The organism is Saccharopolyspora gregorii, assembly GCF_024734405.1.
Lineage (GTDB): Bacteria > Actinomycetota > Actinomycetes > Mycobacteriales > Pseudonocardiaceae > Saccharopolyspora_C > Saccharopolyspora_C gregorii.
In genome coordinates this window covers 558,850-575,274 of the sequence record NZ_CP059556.1, presented here as the reverse complement: position 1 = coordinate 575,274, position 16,425 = coordinate 558,850, and the positions used below count along the sequence as shown (strand labels likewise).

Annotated in this window: 11 protein-coding genes; 4 read left to right on the top strand and 7 right to left on the bottom strand. The window is 72.1% G+C overall.

Annotation, left to right across the window (positions count from 1 at the left end; genetic code table 11):
* Window positions 1-298 precede the first annotated feature (298 nt).
* From H1226_RS02580 to eccCa, 3 genes are all read right to left on the bottom strand, one after another.
* A complete protein-coding gene (locus H1226_RS02580) occupies window positions 299-475 on the bottom strand; it encodes a DUF397 domain-containing protein (protein ID WP_224956866.1) in 177 nt (58 codons plus the stop codon).
* On the bottom strand, window positions 435-1,322 hold the full coding sequence (locus H1226_RS02575) for a helix-turn-helix domain-containing protein (protein WP_258345572.1): 888 nt from the start codon (window positions 1,320-1,322) through the stop codon (window positions 435-437). Before H1226_RS02575 ends, H1226_RS02580 begins: the two co-directional genes overlap by 41 nt.
* 130 nt (window positions 1,323-1,452) lie before the next feature.
* A complete protein-coding gene (eccCa, locus tag H1226_RS02570; RefSeq protein WP_224977666.1) occupies window positions 1,453-5,544 on the bottom strand; it encodes a type VII secretion protein EccCa in 4,092 nt (1,363 codons plus the stop codon).
* Window positions 5,545-5,864: 320 nt separating this feature from the next.
* Between eccCa and eccD the strand changes: the two genes are divergently transcribed.
* Both eccD and mycP read left to right on the top strand, forming a co-directional pair.
* Window positions 5,865-7,283, top strand: a complete 1,419-nt coding sequence (eccD, locus tag H1226_RS02565; protein ID WP_224956860.1) for a type VII secretion integral membrane protein EccD — start codon at window positions 5,865-5,867, stop codon at window positions 7,281-7,283.
* A gap of 11 nt (window positions 7,284-7,294) precedes the next feature.
* Window positions 7,295-8,686, top strand: coding sequence for a type VII secretion-associated serine protease mycosin (gene mycP / locus H1226_RS02560; protein ID WP_224956858.1), 1,392 nt, complete (start codon window positions 7,295-7,297; stop codon window positions 8,684-8,686).
* Between the two features lie 74 nt (window positions 8,687-8,760).
* Here mycP and H1226_RS02555 read toward each other — a convergent pair whose 3' ends face one another.
* The 3 genes from H1226_RS02555 to eccB all read right to left on the bottom strand — a co-directional run bounded on the left by H1226_RS02555 (window position 8,761) and on the right by eccB (window position 12,089).
* Entirely contained in the window at window positions 8,761-9,990 is a 1,230-nt protein-coding gene (locus H1226_RS02555) for a hypothetical protein (RefSeq protein ID WP_258345564.1), read from the bottom strand.
* A gap of 17 nt (window positions 9,991-10,007) precedes the next feature.
* The gene (locus tag H1226_RS02550) at window positions 10,008-10,313 is read right to left on the bottom strand and encodes a hypothetical protein (RefSeq protein ID WP_258345563.1); all 306 of its coding nucleotides are present in this window, start codon (window positions 10,311-10,313) and stop codon (window positions 10,008-10,010) included.
* Window positions 10,314-10,505: 192 nt separating this feature from the next.
* Window positions 10,506-12,089 carry a type VII secretion protein EccB gene (eccB, locus tag H1226_RS02545; protein WP_258345562.1) on the bottom strand — a complete coding sequence of 528 codons (1,584 nt, stop codon included), beginning with the start codon at window positions 12,087-12,089 and terminating at the stop codon, window positions 10,506-10,508.
* A 280-nt stretch (window positions 12,090-12,369) separates the two neighbouring features.
* Between eccB and eccE the strand changes: the two genes are divergently transcribed.
* Window positions 12,370-13,560, top strand: coding sequence for a type VII secretion protein EccE (gene eccE, locus H1226_RS02540; RefSeq protein WP_224956854.1), 1,191 nt, complete (start codon window positions 12,370-12,372; stop codon window positions 13,558-13,560).
* A complete protein-coding gene (locus H1226_RS02535) occupies window positions 13,557-14,291 on the top strand; it encodes a hypothetical protein (RefSeq protein WP_224956853.1) in 735 nt (244 codons plus the stop codon). The genes eccE and H1226_RS02535 overlap by 4 nt, the downstream gene beginning before the upstream one ends.
* Before the next feature lie 327 nt (window positions 14,292-14,618).
* Here H1226_RS02535 and H1226_RS02530 read toward each other — a convergent pair whose 3' ends face one another.
* Window positions 14,619-15,983: a cryptochrome/photolyase family protein gene (locus H1226_RS02530; protein WP_258345557.1), complete on the bottom strand. Its 1,365-nt coding sequence runs from the start codon at window positions 15,981-15,983 to the stop codon at window positions 14,619-14,621.
* Window positions 15,984-16,425 lie beyond the last annotated feature (442 nt).

Below are 16,425 nucleotides of genomic sequence, written 5' to 3'. Positions count from 1 at the left end.
CTTCGCGCACCGCCGCGGGGTCGCGTCGGTGTCTTCGCCGGGCCGCCGGTGCGGCGGGACGAACCGGGCGCGAACCCGAATTCCCCCGAACGGTTCGCGCGAGTCGGGCTCCGATCCCGAATCCACCCCAGCACCCTAGAGGCCGAGGGTGCGCGCAGTTCAACAGTCTGCCCTCGATCGGGTGGCTTTCGTGGCAACCTCTTGACGCACCGTGTCCGAGGTTCCCGCGCTCCGCGGGCACCGGGTGCGGGGCCCGGCCGGCACGCCCCCGCACCCGACCCGAGCAGCCCGGCCGGGATCAATCCGAGTACTTGATCTCGGCCAGGAAAGTTCGCCACTGATCACGCCGGAAGCACAGCACCGCGGACTGGTCCTTCGAATCGCGCACATCCACCCGCATCGCGATCGAACCGACTTCCACGCACGCCGATTGACTACCGCTGTAGCTCGATTTCCGCCAACGCCCCGTCCCCATGACCAGTGTCCTCCCCGCACTCGTACCTGCGCGCATAAGCCGCTACGAGTTCCAGGGAACGATCAGGGCTCAGCGCTGTCCGGCACAGACTAGATCGCGCGTGCAAAAAGGGCGTTACATCTTCCGGGTCGTCGAGGAATGCACCGCACCTGCGCTGTTCCAAATGGACCACCGGCCTGCTCCGGACGAACTCCAGCAGGAGGAACGGGCCGTCCAGTCCGGTGTGCGCGCCCGCGGTGAACGGCACCACGTGCAGGGAGATGTTCGGCTCCCGGCACACCGCGCACATCGCGTTCAGCTGCGCGGCCATCACCGCAGGCCCGCCGACCGCTCGGCACAGCGCGGCCTCGTCCAGCAGCACCACGTACCGGGTCGGTTCGGCGCGGTGCAGGATGCCCTGCCGGGCCAAGCGGGCCCCGATGAGCCGGTCGACCTGCTCGGCCGGAACACCGGTGGCGTTGAACAGCGCGCGGGCGTAGTCGGGGATCTGCAGCAGTCCGGGAACGAGGACTTCGGACGCCTCGGTGATGCACACCGCGCGTTTCTCCGCGTCGATGAGTTCGGTGAGCTGCGCGGGCAATCCGATGCCCGATTCCCACCACACCGGTTCGTCGATGTCGTAGGCGAGGCGCAACAACCGGTCGCGGTTAGCACCGCGCACGTCCACGGCGTCCAGGAAGGCCCGCACGGAATTCGGGGCGAGGCGGCGGCGGGCCGTCTCCATTCGGCTCACCTTCGCTTCGGAGCAGCCGATCAGATCGCCGAGCTGGCGCAAGGTCAGTCCGGATTGCTCGCGAACGGCACGCAATTCCTTTCCCAGCGCGCGGGCTCGGGGGGTGTCTGACATGGCCCACACCATAAGCGCGAACACCGAGGAAGATCTTCGCTCGATCGTGTCATTCACCGAGAGCGACGACGGCCCTCCCCCGCCACGAGGACGGGGGAGGGCCGCCAGCGGTCCGCACGGGACCCGCCGATCACTGCGGCTGCGAGTACGCCGTCTGGATCAGCTGCGGGCCGCCGCGCAACGAGCGGCTGACCAGCGTCCCGCGCCCCGGCGGCAGCTGCCGGGACTTGACGTTGCCGACGAGCTGCCCGTCGTCCTTGTTCGCGCTCATCGCGAGACCGGGCGCCGAGACCTCCCGCATCTTGCCGATGATCGGCTCGAACAGCGCACGGCTGGCGTTGCCCGAGTTCCGGGCGATCACCATGTGCAGCCCCACGTCGGAGGCCTGCGCGACGAACTCCGCCAGCGGTGCCAGCGGGTTGCTGCCCTGCGGCGAGATCAGCTCGTAGTCGTCGATCACGATGAACAGGTCCGCGCCCTTCCACCAGGAGCGGTCCCGCAGCTGCTCCTGGGTGACGTCCGGGCCGGGCAGCCGCTTCTTCAACGCGGCGGCGATGTCCCGCACGTTGTTCTTCAGCTGGTCCGCGGTGACCGTGTACTCCATGAGGTGCGAGTCCGGCACCACGCCCAGCATCGTGCGGCGCACGTCGACGAGCAGGATCAGCGCCTGCTCGCGGGTGTACCGGCTGGTGATGCCGTTGACGATGGTGCGCAGCAGCGCCGTCTTCCCGGACTCGCGCTCGCCGAACGCGTAGAAGTGCGGTTCGGCCTTGAAGTCCAGGTAGACCGGGTTGAGCCCGTCCTCGTTGATGCCGATCGGCACCAGGTGCGGACGCGGCTGCTGCTCCTTGGCGGGCAGCTGCTCGTACGGCAGCAGGTTCGGCAGCAGCCGGACCTGCGGCGCCGGACGGCCCTTCCACGAGCTGCGGACCCGGTTGACCAGGTCGGCGACGCCGTCGGCGAGGTCGTCGTTGTAGAGCTCCCACGACGGGCGCGGGTGCTTCTCGTTCGCCGCCTCGGCGCGCGCCGCCTCCGCGGGGATCCGGTCGCCGAGCTTCTCGCTGTCCACCCGGGGCAGTGCCGTCAGGTAGTGCAGCTGCGTGGCGTGCAGCCCGCGGCCCGGGCGGCCCAGCGGCACCGTCACCGCGACCTTGCGGTTGACCTCGGACTCGCCGGGGTCACCGAGCCGGAGCTCCATGCGGGTGCCGAGGGCGTCCTTGAGCTGCGGCCGGATCGCGGCCCACCGGTTGGCGCCGATGAACACGTGGATGCCGAACGCGAGGCCCTGCTGCACCAGGTTGTTGATCTCCGGTTCGAGCGGCTCGAACTCGGACTCGGCGCGGAACGCCTCCCACCCGTCGACGATGAGGAACACGTCGCCGTACGGGTCGTCGGTGATCTCACCGCGGCGCTTGCGGTTGCGGAAGTCGGCCATCGAGTCGATGCCCGCCTCCTGGAACCGGCCTTCGCGCGCCGCCAGCAGCGACTTGACCTCGGCGATGGTGCGCCGCACTGTGTCCGGGTCGCGCCGGTTGCCGTACGCGCCGACGTGCGGCAGGTTCCGCAGCGCCGAGAGCGAACCACCACCGAGGTCGACGCAGTAGAACTGCACCTCCTGCGGGGTGTGCGTGAGCGCCATCGACGCGATCATCGTGCGCAGCAGGTTCGACTTGCCCGTCTGCGGACCGCCGACCACGGCGCCGTTGCCCTCGGCACCGTTGGCGAAGCGCAGCACCAGCGGGTCCTGCCGCTGGTGGTAGGGCACGTCGATGAGCCCGATCGGCACCTCCAGCTTGCCGCTGCCCGGGTGGCCGACGGCGGTGTAGCCGCGGTCGTCGGTCGCCTGCAGCGGCGGCAGCAGGCCGTCCAGCGTGGGCGGGGCGTCCAGCGGCGGCAGCCACACCATGTGCGCCGGCGGCCACTGGCCCTCGACCTTGCTGATGACCAGCTGGAAGTCGGTCGGCGCCAGGTCGTCCTTCTTCTTCGGCTCCTCCTCGACCACCGGGGCCTCCGGCTCCGGGGGCTTCTCCACGAAGTCCGGGATGAAGAACCGGGGCCGCTTCTCCCCCGTCACCGGCGACGCCGCCCGGCCGATCGGGCGGCGCCCGCTGGTCTGGTGGTCGTGCCCGGAGACATAGGCCGCGCGGAACCGCTCCATGCCGTTGGGGTGCTTCAGGTACCCGTGCCCACCGTTGGAGGGCAGGTCCGCCGCGTCCGGGATGCCGATGGCGGCGCGGGACTCGGAGGCGTTGAACGTCTTCAGGCCGATCCGGTAGGACAGGTGCGAGTCCAGGCCGCGCAGCTTGCCCTCCTCCAGGCGCTGCGAGGCGAGCAGCAGGTGGACCTGCAGCGACCGGCCCAGCCGGCCGATCATGGTGAACAGGTCGGCGAACTCCGGCTTCTGCTGCAGCAGCTCGCCGAACTCGTCGATGACCACGAACAGCGCGGGCAGCGGGTCCTTGGCGTTGTCGTGCCCGGCCTCATAGAGCTTCCGGTAGTCCCAGACGTTCTTCGCGCCCGCCTTGTCCAGCACCTCCTGCCTGCGGTTCATCTCGCCTTCGAGCGCGGCCTGCATGCGGTCGACCAGGGTGCTGTCGTCACCGAGGTTCGAAATGCTCGCGGAGACGTGCGGGGCGTTGTCGAAGCCCTTGAACGTCGCACCGCCCTTGAAGTCGACGAGCACGAAGTTCAGCGCCGCCGAGGAGTGCGTGGCCAGCAGGCCCAGCACGATGGTGCGCAGGAACTCGGACTTGCCGGAACCGGTCGCACCGATGCACAGGCCGTGCGGGCCCATGCCGCCGGAGGCGGTCTCCTTGATGTCCAGGTGCACGATCTCGCCCTGCTCACCGGGGCCGATCGCGACGCGGTACATGTCGTCCCGCGGACGTGGGCGCCAGGCCTCGTTGAGGTCGAAGGTGACCGGGTCGCCCGCAAGGCCGAGCTGCTCGATGTAGTTGAGCTGCGTGGTGAGCGGTTCGAAGCCGCCGCTGTCCTCCACGGCCGCCGGGCCGGAGGCGATGCGGTACCGCGCCATCTGGCGGGCCAGCGAGGTGGCCTCCTCCATGGTCAGCGCGTCCGGTTCGCCGAACCACTCCACGCTGTTCTGGCCGCGGGCGCCGATGCGGTCCGGCTCGACGACGATGCGCATGCCGCGGCGCTGCGTCATCGGACCGAGCACATCGGACAGGTCGATGATCGTCACCCCGGCGAGCCCGCCTTCGACGATCAGCTGCTCCTCGCGGCTGATCTCGGCGTCGTCGAGCACGATCACGATGTGCGGCTGGCCTTCCGGCGGGGCCGCGTTGCGCTGGAACCGGGGGCGTTCGTCGAGCTGCTCGGCGAGCATCTCCTCGATGCCCCACAGCGAACCGGACATCAGCCGCATCGGGCCGATGCCGTCGGTCTCGGTGGGGTGCTGCGCGTGCGGCAGCCACTTCACCCAGTCCCACTCGGTGCGCGACCGGCCGCTGGAGGCGATCGCGATGATCACGTCGTTCGGCGAGTGGAAGGTCGCCAGCTGGGCCAGCATCGCTCGCGCGAGCCCGCGGGTGAGCACCCGGTCGCCTTGCAGCCCGACCGCGGCGAAACCGCGCAGCGAGGTCGCGATCGGCAGCTGGGCCACCAGCGAGTGGGCGCGCACGAAGCGGCGCAGCGCCAACGTGGTGATCGGCTCCAGCTCGTCGACCGGCCCGGTCTGCGGCGGCACCAGCCGCGTCTCCAGCCGCTGCGAGCCGCGGCCGACGCGGACCTGGCAGAAGTCGTTGTCGTTCGGCCTGCGCTCCCACATCCGCCGGGTGCCGTTCGCCAGCGACCACAGCGTCTGCGGGTCCGGGTGGACCCATTCCCGGGCGAGGCGCTGCTCGTCCGCGGCCTCGCGGGCGCGATCCCGCATCTGACCGAGGTACCGCAGGTAGTCCTTGCGGTCCTCGTTCATCTCGGCCTTCTTCTGACCGCCGTCCTTGCCGCCGCCCGCCATCATCCCGAAAGTCGAGACGAGCATCATCATCGGCATCATCATCATCATCGGGTTGTCCTTGGCCCGCTGAAGCATGAAGACCATCATCCCGAGGGATGCGACGATCATGACGCCTGGCAGCACCTTCTGAACGATGTTGCCGGGGATCACCCGCGGGATCTCGGGTGGCGGTTCGAGGTGCACCTCCCCGCCAGGCGGCCTCGGAGCGGCCATGCGCGGCAATCGCTTGAACTGCAGCGTGCTCACCGGAGGCAGCAACCTTTCCTGTCGTAGCAATGTGGAGCGGCGGGCTCACGTCACGACGCCCCTACTGCCGCAGGCGGCATTCTGTACCGTCCACGACACCGACGTCAGCGGGGTCCAGGCGGTTCCGGTCCGTCCGTGACCAACCGGTTGCGAACCCGTTGGCACGAGTTCGACCAAACCCTTCACCCCTGCGAGGTCGGTGCGGCCATACTAGGGGCGCTCTTCGGCCGGGCGGGCCGCTTTCGGCGAGAAAAGCCGCACCGGGCCGGATCGAACGCAGAAGGACCCAAGTGCAAGGACCTAGGAAGTAGGGGGCCTCAGTGGCGACCGGGACCACGGTGTTCAGCCGCGTGACAGTGGTGGCGCCGAATACTCGCATCGACTTGGCGCTGCCCGCCGACGTCGCGGTGGCGGATCTGCTGCCGATGCTGCTGGACATGGCCCGCGAGGGCAGCACGGACGGTGGCTCGCGGCACGGTGGCTGGTGCCTGGCGAAGCTGGGTGAAGAACCGCTGGAGAACAGCCAGACGCTGTCCTCGCTCGGCGTCGTCGACGGCGAACTGCTGCAGCTGCGCCGCCGCTCGGACGACCCGCCGCCCCCGCTCTACGACGACGTGGTGGACGCGCTCGCCGAGGCGGAACCGGGCAGCTACCGGCCGTGGACGAAGGAGACCGCCGCCAAGATCGGGCACGCCGCGGGCGTGCTCGGGTTCGTCGCCGCCGCCGCCGCGTTAGGACTGTCCGGACAGGCCGGTGGGGTCCTCTTCCACGCGATCACCGCGATCATCGCGCTCGTGGTCGCCGTGTTCGCCACCGGCATCGGCTCGGTCGTCACCCGCGCCTACGGCGCCGCCACCACCGGCACCGTGATCGCCGGGGCGGGCGCGCTGCCGATGGCGTTCGTCGCCGGGCTCAACGCGGTCCCCGGCAACGACCCCACCCCGAAGCTGCTGCTGGCCAGCGCGCTGGTGCTCATCTTCGCGTCGATCTCGCTGATGGTGATCGGCACCGGCATCGTCACGTTCATCGCCGCCGCGACCGTCTCCACGTTCGCGGTGCTCGCCTTCATCGCCGCCCTGCTGCTGCCGAGCGGGGCGAGCGCCGCCGGTGTCGCCGCCGGGGCCGGCGCCATCGGGCTCGCCGGGATCTCGCTGCTGCCGCGGCTGACGATCCAGCTGGCGAAGCTGCCGCTGCCGCACGTGCCGGGCAACGCCGACGACCTCAAGGAGGACGAGGGCTTCCCGGACTACCTGATGATCGAGCGCCGCACCGGCCTCGCCCACCAGTACATGACCGGGCTGATCATCGGCTGCGGGCTCACCGCCGCGCTCGGCGCGATCCTCGCGATCACGCTGGCCAACGGCGGCGTCTTCGGCGCCCTGTTCGCGATCGTGGTCGCCGCGGTGCTGCTGCTGCGCGGCCGCAACTACGCCAACGGCAGCCAGGCGGTGGCGCTGCTGATCAGCGGGCTGCTCGCCTCGGTCGGCGTGGCCGCCGGGCTGCTCGTGCAGACCGCGGTGGCGCCGATGGCCGTGGCCTGGGTGTTCCCGCCGCTGCTGCTGCTGAGCGTGGGCGCGCTGGTGTTCGGCGTGGTGTTCCCGAACCGCCGGTTCTCGCCGGTGCAGCGGCGCATGGTGGACATCCTGGAGGCGGTGCTGATCGCGCTGGTGCTGCCGCTCGCGCTGGGCGTCATGGACCTGTACATGACGATCCGCGACCTCAACCTGAACTTCTTCTGAGGACCGCCGAGATGGGTTTCAACTCGCGGAACGGCGCGCTGCGGCGCGGCATGGCGCTGGTGGCCGTGCTGGGCATCACCGCGCTCGGCCCGGTGCAGCCCGCACTGGCGGACGAGACCGAGTTCCAGCCACCGCCGCTCGTCCCCGACGCGCCGCCGACCGGGCCGCTGTCCCCGTCGGGCAACTACGAGCCCACCCAGGGCTGCATGCAGGCGAACAGCAGCGGCGCCTCCGTCGTGGAGAAGCCGTGGAGCCAGCTCACGCTCGGGTTCGAACGCGCGCACTCCGAGGGGCTCACCGGGCAGGGCGCGACCGTCGCGGTCATCGACACGGGCGTCAACGAGCACCCGCGGCTGAAGCTGACCGGCGGCGGGGGCAGCGCGGTGCCGGACGGCGGCGCGAACCGCGACTGCGACGGCCACGGCACGGTGGTGGCCGGGATCATCGCGGCGGCGCCCTCCCCGGACACCGGGTTCGTCGGGGTCGCCCCGGACTCGCAGATCATGTCGATCCGGCAGTCGTCCGCGCTGTTCCAGGACAAGCAGCAGAACAAGACGATCGGTGACACCCGCACGATGGCGCAGGCCGTGCAGTACGCCACGGACCAGGGCGCCAGCGTCATCAACATCTCGCAGTCGTCCTGCCAGACGATGGCCGCGGCGATGGCCGATGGCGGCGGGCACAACAACCGGCTGCACAACGCGGTGAAGAACGCCTACGACAAGGGCGTCGTCGTGGTCGCCGCGGCGGGCAACACCCAGGACAGCTGCCAGAAGAACCCGCCCGGCAACCCGGTCACCGCGGTGCTGCCCGCCTGGTTCGACGAGTACGTGCTGACGGTGGCGTCGGTCGGGCAGCAGGGCCAGGCCTCCGAGTTCACCGTTCCCGGCCCGTGGGTGGACGTCGCGGCACCGGGCGAGGACCTCACGGCGCTCGACCCGGGCAGCGGGGGGACCGGCGTGGTCAACCAGCTCGCGACCGGGCCGCAGGGCGAGCCGGGTCCGATCCAGGGCACCAGCTTCGCCGCCCCGTACGTCTCCGGGCTGGCGGTGCTGATCAAGCAGAAGTTCCCGGAGCTCACCGCGAAGCAGGTGATGGACCGGATCGAGCAGACCTCGCTGAGCCCCGGCGGGCCGAACGGGCGCAACGACATCCTCGGGCACGGCATGATCGACCCGATGGCGGCGCTGAGCGACGTGGTGCCCGCCGAGCACGGCGCGCAGCCCGCCCCGGCGAAGCCGGCGCGGCTCGGCGCGGACGTCATCCCGCAGCCGGACTGGGCGGCGATGACCGTCGCGTTCGGCGGGGCGCTCGGCGGCATCGGGGCGGTGCTGTTCACCGCGTTCCTGATCAACGCGGTGCGCACGGTCCGCGCGCGCCGCGCGGGCGGCGACGACGACTGATCCCGGCGTACGACGACGAAGGCCCGGTGGCGTCCACTTCGGACTCCACCGGGCCTCGTCGGATCAGCCCCCGGTCATTCCGGGCGCTTCTTCCTCGTGTCGCCGAGCACCGGGTCGGCGGCGGGCGGCGGGGTGCCGAACAGCTCGGCCGGGTCGGCCTTCGGCCGCGGCCGCTGCTGCGGGCGACGTCCCGTCCCGCCGCCCGCACCGGCCAGGCCCGCCATCCCGGCGAGCGGCATCATGCCGCCGACCATCCCGCCGCCGAGCACGGCACCGGTGGTGGCCGCGGAGGTGCCGCCGTCGGACTGCTCGGCGTCGCCCGCCTGCTCGGCGTCCCCGGCCTGGGCCGGGCTGGTCGTGGCCGGGCTGGTCGTCGCCGGGCTGGTCGTGGCCGGGGTGGTCGTCGCCGGGCTGGTCGTGGCCGGGCTGGTCGTGGCCGGGGCCGCTCCGGCGCGCGGTTCCCCCGCAGCCGCGAGCTCTGTCCACAACGGATTCCGCGGCCCGTCCGCGGTGACGGTCGGCACCGGCGGCAGCACGTCCCGCTGCGCGGCGCAGAACCGGTGCAGCCGGGCCAGCACCTCGCGCACCGACTCGGCCAGGCCCGCCGCCGGGCGCCGGACCCGCATCAGGTGCTCGCGGGCCGCGGGCAGGTCCGGGCCCGGTTCGCGCAGGGCCGCGTGCACCTGGGCCGCGACCTCGGCGACGAGCAGCCGCATCTCCCCGGCCAGTTCGCGCAGCGCACCGGCCGCCGCGTCGAGTTCCGCGGCCAGCGCGTCCGCCACCTCGGCGAGCGCCGCGCCGCTCGCGCCGATCCGGCGCAGCGCGGCGGCGAACGCGTCGGCGTCCGCGCCGTCCCAGCTCGCCTCGACACCGCTCACCTGGTCGGCGGCCGAGGAGGCGCCTTCGCGCAGGGCTTCCGCCGCGGCGCGCCAGAACTCGGCGGCGGGCGGCAGCGCCCGCCACTCCCCTCCCGCGACGGCGAACTCCGGGCCGAACGGGTCGGGCACCTCCAGCACCTCGACGGACTGGTGCAGGAAGTCCAGCTGCACCGGCAGCTCGGCCCGGTCGGCGGCGAACGCGGCGGGCTCGGTTCCCGGTGCGGGCGCGGCGGATTCCGGTGCGACGGCCGCGGACCCGGGCGCCAGCGGCTCGATTCCCGTTGCGGGCGAACCGGATCCGGGTGCGACCGGATCGGCCCCCGGTGCGACCGCCGCCGTTCCGACGTCGGCCGCGGGCGCGGAAGTCCGCTCCGCCTCCGCCGCGCTGGCCGCGCGCACCGCGCGCAGGTCGTTCGACTGCAACATCCCGCCCGGTTCCCCCATCACGCCTCGCCCTCCCGGCCGAAACCGGCGGCGTGCTCGGCGTCCCCGGTCGCGTGCCGCTCGACGACCGCGGTGAGCTCGTCCCCCGCGTCGGCGACGGCGTGGCCGAGGCCGAAGATCCGCTCCCGCAGCGCCCCGGCCAGCCCGTCGTAGGACTCGGCGGCCGCCTCGCCCCACTCCCCGAAATCGGCGCCACCGGGCGCGTCCCCCAGTCCGCGCCCCACTTCACCCACGAGCTCCCCGGCGGCGCGCAGCGCGTCCGCGCGCGCCACCAGCTCGTCGGTCTCGATCCGGATCCCCGCCATCCGGCACCTCCCGGTAGTCGACGACACCGGCCACCCCAGCGGGCCGGTGGGCGCGCCCGCGCTCGGGCACGAGCACACCGTCCCTGGGACGTGCTCACCGGCACCGCGGTTCCCGTCCGCTGGGCGGGAAACGCGAACGGCCCGCCCGACCGGGAAAGGTCGAGCGGGCCGTTGACCTCGCGGGAGGAGCCGTCAGCCGCCGGTGCTGCCGGACTGCTGCTGCGCCTGCGGGTTCGGCGGCGGCCGGTTCACGCCGCCCGGCGGGACCGGGACGGAGTCGTACACGTAGCTGGCCTGCGCCGGGTCGAGCAGATCGCCCTTCGGCAGCGACCGCAGGATCCCGGACGGACCGGCCTGCAACGCACCCGGGTTGGTCACCACGCCGAGCCCCTGCGCGGTCGCACCGTCCTTGATCCCGTAGATCACGCCCTGGTCGGACACCAGGTAGATCGGGGCCGAGTCGGCACCGGCCTCGTTGGACGCGCCGCGCACCACGGCCGCCTTCCCGGCGGGCATGTAGAAGAAGTCCACCTTCGGGCCGGTCCCGTCGTGCTGGGCCAGCTTCACCGGGGCGGTCTTCGTGGGGGCGTCCTTGCCGACGGTGACCGTGACGTGGTGCTCGCCGCCGATGTTGTGCCAGCTGAGGCAGGACGTGGGTGCCTGCTGGAAGGACAGCGGGTGCGGCACGACCGTCGGGAACGAGTCCATGTCGAGGCGCTGCGTCTCCGCGGTCTTCGCATCGGTGATGGTGCCGGTGGAGTTCGGGATCTCCTGGCTGCCGCGCTTGCTGGCGTGCAGCACCGCGGCCGCACCGGCGCTGATCTCCTGCTTGCCCTCGGGCAGCAGCGCGAAGTACTTGTCCGGTGCCCCGGCGACGGTCTGCTTGACCACGTCACCGGAGTCGTACGGGTTCAGCATGTAGTCCACGCTGCCGCTGGGCGCGTCCGGGATCTGCAACGGCGGCGCGTCCGGCACCGAGTTCAGCATGTTCGTGGTGATGGTCCGCGGAACCACCCCGTTGAGCCCGTAGAGGTCCATCACGGCCTGCTCGGAGCGGTCCACCTGCGCCTTGACGACCTTGGTGTGCGGCCGGCCCGGCAGGTCCTCCACCCGGTAGATCAGGTACTCCTGCCCGGAGCTCTGGTCCTGCACGAACAGCGACTCGTCGGGCTTGAGCTCGACGCCGTGGTCCGCGTCGCCGCCGATGACGGTGGTCTCCACCTTCGTCGCGCGCTGCGTCCGCTCCTCGCTGCCGAGGTTGTCCCGGACCTGCCCGACGTCGCAGATCGCCCACGCGGGCTCGGCGACGTTGTTCGCCGCGGGCAAGTAGTTGGGGGCGTTGACCATCCCGGTGCGCGGGCCGCGCGGGAAGTCCGCCAGCGCCGACTCCTTCACCGTGGTCGCCTGGACGGGCTGCCCGCCCTGGCCTCCGCCCTGCGCCATCACCAGGAGCTTCGCGGACGCCATGTTCAGCATCGGGATCAGCCGCTTCTGCGCGGCGTCGTCCGCGGTGACGACGTACACGCTGCCGCTGTCCTTGCCGATGACGATGTTGCCCGGTTCGGGGATCGACCCCTTCCCGCCGAACAAGCCCCAGACGAGGAACCCGATCAGCCCGATGCAGGCGAGGATGGCACCGGCGATGGTGGCGCGCTTGTGCGAGCCCATCGGGTCGTGCAGCATCACCGCGTCTTTGCGCACCAACGCCGATTCCATGCGGCGAAGGACGAACTGGTACGCCTGAACCTGTGACTTCGTTGTGGGTGTTGATGCCATTCTTCGCCTACAGCTCTCCCGTCCGAGGTACGGTTCCGCAGGATAGCCGGAGAGGGGCGCCGCACGGGTCCGGTTCGACGGAACCCTTCCGCAAACTCTTGGAACGGCTGCCGAACGACCTGGTTGGCGCGCCCCGTGCGCGCACTACCTGCGAGGGGAAGAGACCGAACGGATGTCCGTCAGCACGCAACATCCGGCCCAGCCGAACGCCTCCGGTACCGGCGGTGCTCGCACGCGCATCCGAGCGCGGCGTCGCACGGTCGGTGCCAGCCTCGGGGCGATGCCGGTGGCCAACATCGTCGTCATCGAGGTCGGCCTGGCACTCGGCCTGATCCTGGTGCTGCTCAACGAGATGCTGTGGCCGGTGTCCGCGGGCGTCGTCGCGCTCGCGCTGATCATCGCGCTGCTGCGCAGGCGCGGTCGCTGGTTCACCCAGTGGTTCGGGCTCGTCCTGGAATACCGGACGCGCAGCCACATCCGCCGTTCCGTCCCGCCGTCCGAGGACGTCAGCGAATTCGTCGAGGACCGCAACGGTGACGGCATCATCGGGCCCGACGAGAACCACCGGGTGGCGCTGCTGCGGATCCTGGTCGAGGACCTCGTCGTCGCGCGCGGCCAGGACCACGACCGCAACCCGGTCGGTTTGTCCTGGCACAACGGCAAGTGGACCGCGGTGCTCATGGTGGACCCGACGCCGCCGCTGATCAGCAACCCGGACAAGGCGACGAACCTGCCGCTGGGCGTGCTGACGCCGTGCCTGGAGGACCGCGGCGTGGTGCTCGACGCGATCCAGGTGATCTGGCACTGCTACCCGGGAAGTGCCGCGCTGCTGCCGGATTCGCCCGCGCTGAACTCCTACCTGGAGCTGATGGGGACCTCCTCCGCAGCCGCGCGCCGCACCACCTGGGTCGCGGTGCGGCTGGACCCGCAGACCTGCGCGAAGGCCGTCGGCGAACGCGGCGGCGGGGTCGTCGGCGCGCACCGGGCGCTGATCGGCGCGCTGTCCCGGGTGCGCAACGCGCTGGCGAGCCAGGGCATTTCGGCGCGGCCGCTGGACCCGGACGAGCTGCTGCAGGCGGGCATCTCCTCCGCCGAGCTGCAGGACGCGCTCGGTTCGCAGCGGCCCATCGGGTTGCGGGAGCGGTGGAGCGGGGTCATCGCCGACAACTACCGGCACGCCAGCTACGCCATCACCGGCTGGCCGAACCGGATGACCGACGGCATCAACGCGCTGACCGGAGTTCGCGGCCGGTCCATCAGCATCGCGCTGTCCATCGCACCGTCCGGTGAGGACGGCGAGGTGGGGCTGCGCGGCCTGGTGCGGATCAGCGGCCGCACCCCGGAGGCGCTGAACTCCGCGGACCACCAGCTGCGGGCCATCAGCAACAAGCTTAACCTGACGCTCACCCCGCTGCGCGGGATGCAGCTGGCGGGACTGACCGGAACGCTGCCCCTGGGAGGTGCGGCATGAGCCGGACGCGAACCCTCGACACCCCCGGCAACAGCACCGGCACCGCGCCGGAGTTCCTGGTGCGGCCGGAGATGCTGGACCTGGTGAGCCCGCCCGGCGACCGCGGCGGAATGATCATCGGCGCCGGGCCGACCGGGGAGCCGCTGACCGCGTCGATCCTGCGGCCCGAACCGACCCGCATGGTCACCGTCGGCGGCCTGTACCTGGCGCGGCAGATCGCGCTGCGCGCCATGGCCGCGGGCGCCTGGGTGCACGTGGTCACCGGCCGCCCCGGCGCGTGGCGGGTGCTGGAGCGGGCCGCGGGGCTCACCCCCGACGGCAAGCCGGTCCCGGTGGTGAGCCTGCGCAAGCTCGCCCCCTACGACGTCCCCCGGGTCACCGAGGAGTCGCCGCTGCTGCTGATCCACGACGGCGGCGCGGTGCCGCAGGAGATGTTCCCGCCGCGCGTCCCGTGGCAGACCACCATGTACGTGCTGCCCTACCTGCACCCGCAGGCGGGCAGCGGTGCGGCCACCAACACCGCCGACCTGATCCTGCTGCAGCGCCTGCCGTTGCAGCAGGCGCAGCTGGCCGCGCGGTTCTGGTACTTCGGGCAGCAGCAGATCCAGCACCTCACCCAGCTCAAGGACGACGGGGTGATCGCCCTCGGGGACAACCTGTGGGAGCCGATCACGCTGGTCACCGGCGCCAAGGAACGGGAGATCCTCGGCCCCATCCGCCGCGGCGACTGATCACGCGGTGGTATTCGGACTCGGCGGGCGAGGAGCTCGGGTGGCGGAACCTCAGCGGCCCCCTCGCTGCGGGATCGATTTCACGAGTGGCTCCGCCACACGAGAAATCGCTGTCCTCGCGAGCGAACCGCTGAGAACCCGCGGGTGGTCCGGTTGCGTGCTCGGTCGGCAGCTCAGCGGCTTCGCCGCTGACAGGAAGACGGACACGACCCGCCGGGCAGGTTCGGAGACGGGCGGTCAGGGACTTTGCCGCTGACCGGCTAGGACGACGTTCGGAACGGCCCGCATCCCTCATCGGGGTGCGGGCCGTTCCGCGTTCCGGGGACGTCAGTTCTTGATCTCGCCGTAGCGGGCCAGCGCCTCCTGCCGTTCAACGCCGTGCTCGACGATCGGCGGCGGATAGCCGTTCGGCGGACCGTCCGGCAGGGTCCACGGCCGGTGGGTGCTCTTCGCGTCGAGCCCGCGCAGCTCGGGGACGTGCTCGCGGACGTACGCGCCGTCCGGGTCGAACCGGGTGCCCTGGGTGATCGGGTTGAAGACCCGGAAATAGGGGGCGGCGTCGGTGCCGGAACCCGCGGCCCACTGCCAGCCGTGCTGGTTCGAGGCGAGGTCCCCGTCCACCAGGTGCCGCATGAAGTGCCGGGCGCCCCACCACCACGGCAGGTGCAGGTCCTTCACCAGGAAGCTCGCCACCACCATCCGCACCCGGTTGTGCATCCAGCCCTCCGCGAGCAGCTGCCGCATCCCCGCGTCCACGATCGGGAACCCGGTGCGGCCCGCGCACCACTCGCCGAACCGGTCCCAGGCGTCGGCGTCGGTGTCCAGCCGGATCCGGTCGTAGCGGGTGTCGAAGTTGTGCCGGGCGCTGTCCGGGCGGTGCCACAGCACGTCCGCGTAGAAATCGCGGAACGCCAGCTCGTTCCGGTAGCTGCTCGCGCCGTCCCCGACCTCGCAGGCCAGGTCGGCGAGCAGGGTGCGCGGATGCACGCAGCCCCACTTCAGGTACGGCGACATCCGGCTGGTGCCCGCGCGGTCCGGCCGGTCCCGGTCCCGGTCGTAGCCGGTGAGCGCGGAAGCGCGGAAGTCGTCCCAGCGCTCCAGCGCGGCCCGCTCCCCCGCCGGTGGCAGCACGACGCCGCCCAGGTCCTCGTCCGCGGGGATCCCGGCGGCGCGCACCTTCCGCGGCAGCAGCCAGTCCGCCGTGGACCCGTCGGTGTCCGCGGGCGCGGGCCGGCCGTGCTCGTCCCAGGCACGCCGGAACGGGGTGAACACCTGGTAGGCGGTGCCGTCCCGCTTGGTGACGCGTCCCGGGGTGACCGCGTACGGCGAACCGGTGGCGACCCACTCGACCTCGCCGAGCGCGTCCCGCACCCGCTCGTCGCGCTCCCGTCCGTAGGGCCCGGTGTCGGCGGAGACGTGCACCGAACCGGCGCCGACCTCCGCAACGAGCTCCGGCAGCACCTGCGCCGGAGCACCGCGCAGCACCAGCAGCCGACCACCGAGGCTCGCGTCGAGCTCCCGCAGGCAGCGGTACAGGAAGGTGCGGCGGGGCGGGCCCGCCGGCGCGAGCAGCGCCTCGTCCAGCACGAACACCCCGATCACCCGGCGGCCGTCGCGCGCCGCGGCGGCCAGCGCCGGGTGGTCGCGGACCCGCAGGTCGCGCCGGAACCACAGGACGGCAGGTGCGCTCATGCCCGACGACCCTACGCACCGCGCCCGCCGGAGGCCGGGCACGAACCGCCGCCGCAGCCGGGAAGCCGCGGGCGAGCCGGCCCGCGTGGCCGCGCGGAAGGGCGGCTCGAGTCGGCGTCGCGCCCACCGGGGAAGCCGACACGAGCCGGCGCCGCGCCCATCGAGGAAGCCGACACGAGCCGGCGCCGCGCCCACCGAGAAAGCCGACACGAGCCGGCGCCGCGCCCACCGAGAAAGCCGACACGAGTCGGCGCCGCGCCCACCGAGAAAGCCGACACGAGTCGGCCCCGGGGCCGGCGAGGAGCCGGACACCGGGGCCTGGGCGGGACGACGGGCCGATACCCGCCGCGGCCGGAGCCGCTAGGTCGATTCAGCTTTCGATTCAGCTCCGCCGTGGACCGATCCCGTCGAGCCCGCACGGCTCATCGGGTGCCCCCGGCGG